This is a genomic window from Actinoplanes sp. NPDC048791, from assembly GCF_040650095.1.
GTDB lineage: Bacteria > Actinomycetota > Actinomycetes > Mycobacteriales > Micromonosporaceae > Actinoplanes.
Genome location: NZ_JBEZGQ010000911.1, coordinates 1 through 3,362, shown reverse-complemented (window position 1 = coordinate 3,362; position 3,362 = coordinate 1). Strand labels below are relative to the sequence as shown.

Annotated in this window: 4 protein-coding genes; 3 read left to right on the top strand and 1 reads right to left on the bottom strand. The window is 73.2% G+C overall.

Features of this window, described 5'->3' with window-relative positions:
* The coding region (locus AB0C29_RS39580) for a sigma-70 family RNA polymerase sigma factor (RefSeq protein ID WP_360831861.1) at positions 1-1,066 on the bottom strand (1,066 nt) is incomplete at its 3' end.
* A gap of 233 nt (positions 1,067-1,299) precedes the next feature.
* On the opposite strand from AB0C29_RS39580, the gene AB0C29_RS39575 reads away from it, so the two are divergent.
* The 3 genes from AB0C29_RS39575 to AB0C29_RS39565 form a co-directional block, all read left to right on the top strand.
* Positions 1,300-1,716, top strand: coding sequence for an ATP-binding protein (locus tag AB0C29_RS39575; protein ID WP_360831858.1), 417 nt, complete (start codon positions 1,300-1,302; stop codon positions 1,714-1,716).
* A gap of 164 nt (positions 1,717-1,880) precedes the next feature.
* The gene (locus AB0C29_RS39570) at positions 1,881-3,020 is read left to right on the top strand and encodes a PP2C family protein-serine/threonine phosphatase (RefSeq protein ID WP_360831855.1); all 1,140 of its coding nucleotides are present in this window, start codon (positions 1,881-1,883) and stop codon (positions 3,018-3,020) included.
* Between the two features lie 89 nt (positions 3,021-3,109).
* A partial coding sequence (locus tag AB0C29_RS39565) for a MarR family transcriptional regulator (protein WP_360831853.1) occupies positions 3,110-3,362 on the top strand: 253 nt, incomplete at its 3' end.

The window sequence follows — 3,362 nt, the reverse complement described above, 5'->3', positions numbered from 1 at the left end:
ATTGCCGCGGCGAGGGCGACACGGCGGTGGGGCTGGGGGTGGGCGCGGCCGGCAGGGTCAGCCGCGGCGTGGGCGCGGCGGTCGAGATCACGGCCGCGTTGGCGACCGGCTTGTCGGCGTTGGAGTACACGACCACGGCCGCGCCGCCACCGGCCACCGTGCCGGTCGCCAGCATCGCGGTGAGCACCCGCCGGCCGACGCCGACGCTGCCCTTCACGGCGATCTTGGCGGCCAGCGCCTTGCCCGAGACCACGTGCGCGACGTGCGAACCGGCCTGCGCACCACCGAAGGCGGACAGGGCGCCGCCGCTGAGCGTGTGCGGCAGCGGCACCAGGGCCATGCCGACCAGCAGCCGTTCCGCCGCCACCAGACCCGACCAGGCCGGTGAGCACTGCCGGCAGTCACGGGTGTGACGGGCGATGCGCTTGCGCCACAGGGCTCCGGGACGGCCGTCCCACTCGGCGGTGACCAGCGCCAGATCGGCGCACGGCGGATTGGCGGCCAGCGCGCGCACGACGACGCGGGCCGTCTCCAGCTGGCCTTTCATCCGCTGGATCCGTACCGCCGCGTGCTGGCGGGTCACCTCGGTCGCGGCGACGATCTCGTCCCGGGTCAGCTCGCCGGAGGCCTCCAGCCACCACAGCGAGAGCAGCTCCCGGTTGTCCTCGTCGAGCCAGCGGGTGGCCTCGGCGGTCTCCCGGCGCTGACCGGCCAGCTCCAGCCGGGTGATCGCCAGGTCGGTGAAATCGGCTCCCGGGTCGCGGATGTCGTCGGGCAGCAGGGTGTCCGGCGCCGATCGGCGCACCCGGTAGCGCTCCCGTACCTGACGCACGGTGATGGCCACCAGCCAGGACCGGAACGCCTCGGGTTCGCGCAGGTCACCGAGGTTGCGCAGGACGCGGAGCATGGTGTCCTGCACGACGTCGTCGACGTCGGCGTGCCCGTCCAGGGCCCGGCCGACGATCGTGTAGACCAGCGGCAGGTACCCGGCGACCAGGCGGTCGACCGCGGCCGGGTCGCCGGCGCGGGCGGCGACCACCGTCGCGGTGTCCGGTTGAAACGCCATCAGAGTCCTGACCTCTTCCCGTGGAGCCTCGATCATTGCGCGCGGCGGCCGTTTCGCCGACCACGGGAAGGGAGACCGCCCGAACGGCCTGCGATAACAAGAACTTCGGACGGCCGGTTCCGGACCGGCGGGAAGCCGGATCGCCCGTACCGGGATTAGCCCGGCCGTCCGGCGGGAACATCACTGTCAGCGGACCGGGCAGGTGCCGGGTCGACAACGGGGGGAGGAGTCGCATGCGTATCTCGGTACGGCTCAACCTGCCGCGTGAGGTCGACAGCGTGCCCGCGGTGCGCCGGCTGCTGCGGTGTGCCCTGTCGGCGTTCCAGGTCGACCGCCAGGACGGCGACGACCTGGAGCTGGCCCTGACCGAGGCGTGCGCCAACGTGGTCAAGCACGCCACCGGCGCGGACGGCATCGAGGTCCGCCTGGACGTGGCCGAGGACCGCTGCGCGATCGACGTCGCCGACAACGGCGCCGGCTTCGACGCGACCGCGGTCGGTGACCCCGGTCCGAACAGTGAGCGCGGCCGGGGACTGTTCCTCATCAAGGCACTGAGCGACAACGTACGGATGCAGTCGACCCCGCGCAGCGGCAGCCTCATCCACTTCGAGAAGTCCTTCGCGCTGGCCGGCGGTGCGGGCGCGCACTGAGCGACCCGCCGTACCCGCCGTACCCCTTGATCCGCCGTACCCCCTGATCCGCCGGGCCCACGGCCCGCCGCCGGGCCGCTTCGCCGTGCCCCTATCATCCTTGCCGTACAGCAAATATTGCTGTCCGGTCGCTGTTCCGCGCCCCGAGAGAAAGAGGTCAGCCCTTGTCCGACCGTCCGACGCTCGTCGGGGCGCTGCTGCGCGCGGCGCCGCCCGACCGGCTTCCCGAGGTCGTGGCGGACCACCTGCGCCGGCACTACGCGGCCGGCCGGGTCGAGGTGCTGCTCGGCGACCTGACCCTGACCGGCCTGTGGCCGCTGCTCGAGCTCGGCGGACCGGCCGGCAACGCCCTGGCCGTGCGCTGTTTCGGCAGCCAGCGGCCGCTGGTCGACATCGCCGCGGACGCCAACCGCGCCTACCTGCCGCTGACCGTCTGGGGCGAACGCCTCGGCGTGCTCGTCGTGCAGACCACCCTGCCCTCGGGCACCGGGCTGACCAGCGACCTGTCGGCGGTCGCCGACGAGCTCGCCGTCGCCCTGCGGGCCGCCGACGCGGTCACCGACCGCTACCGCCGGGTGATCCGCCGGGAACGCCTCACCATGGCGGCCGAGCTGCAATGGGAACTGCTGCCGGGACGCTCGCTGGGCGACGAGCGCTTCCTGGTCGCCGGGCAACTGGAGCCCGCGTACGCGGTCTTCGGCGACCACTTCGACTGGACCCTGGCCGACGACCGGCTCACCATCACCGTGCTGAACGGCGCCGGCGACGGCCTCGACGCCGCGGTGCTCACCACCGTCGCGGTCAACGCCATGCGCAACGCCCGCCGCTCCGGTGCCGACATCGTCGAACAGGCCGAACTGGCCGGCGACGCCATCCACGCCCGGTACGGCGGCGCCGCCCACGCCGCCACTCTGCTGCTGGAGATCGACCTGATCGGCGGGCACGTGGCCGCGGTCGACGCGGGCTCACCCCGCGCGGTCATCGCCCGCGAACGGGACATCCAGCCGGTGATCCTGGAGCAGCAGCTGCCGCTGGGCATGTTCGGCGAGACCCGGTACGAGATCCAGCGGTTCCGCCTCGAACCGGCCGACCGGCTGCTCGTGGTCAGCGACGGGGTGCACGCCGCCACACCGGGCGGACGGGCCCCGTACGGGGAGAGCGCCCTGCTGACCGCGCTGCGCCGGACGCGCCTGCAGCCCGCCACCGAGGCAGTGGGTACGGTTATGCGGGGCCTGCGCGAATATCACGCGGGCGCCGATCCGGACGACGACGCGGTCACCGTCTGCCTCGACTGGCGGCGATGACCGACGTGGTCCAGGCTGGGAGAGGCCATGACCTGCTAGGACAGGCCCTAGGCCGAAATGCCCCGACTTTGAGCACACAGAGGACCGGCATGGATCGCGTCACGGACGTCGCAGCGGCGATGGAGTCGACGGTGGAGTCGCTGCTGGGTGTCCTGGAGAGCGCCCGGCTCGCGCAGTCGCCCGCCGTACCCCCGGCGCAGCTGCGCGTACTCACGATCATCTCGCGGGGGCCGCACACGAACATGAGCCGGCTCGCCGAGGCCCTCGACGTGGTGCCGTCCTCGGCGAGCCGGCTGTGCGACCGGCTGGAGGCCACCGGCCTGCTGCGCCGGGTGCCGGACC

Excerpts from the sequence above, each read along its gene's own strand:
- AB0C29_RS39575 (WP_360831858.1), top strand. The coding sequence starts at position 1,300 with ATGCGTATCTCGGTACGGCTCAACCTGCCGCGTGAGGTCGACAGCGTG.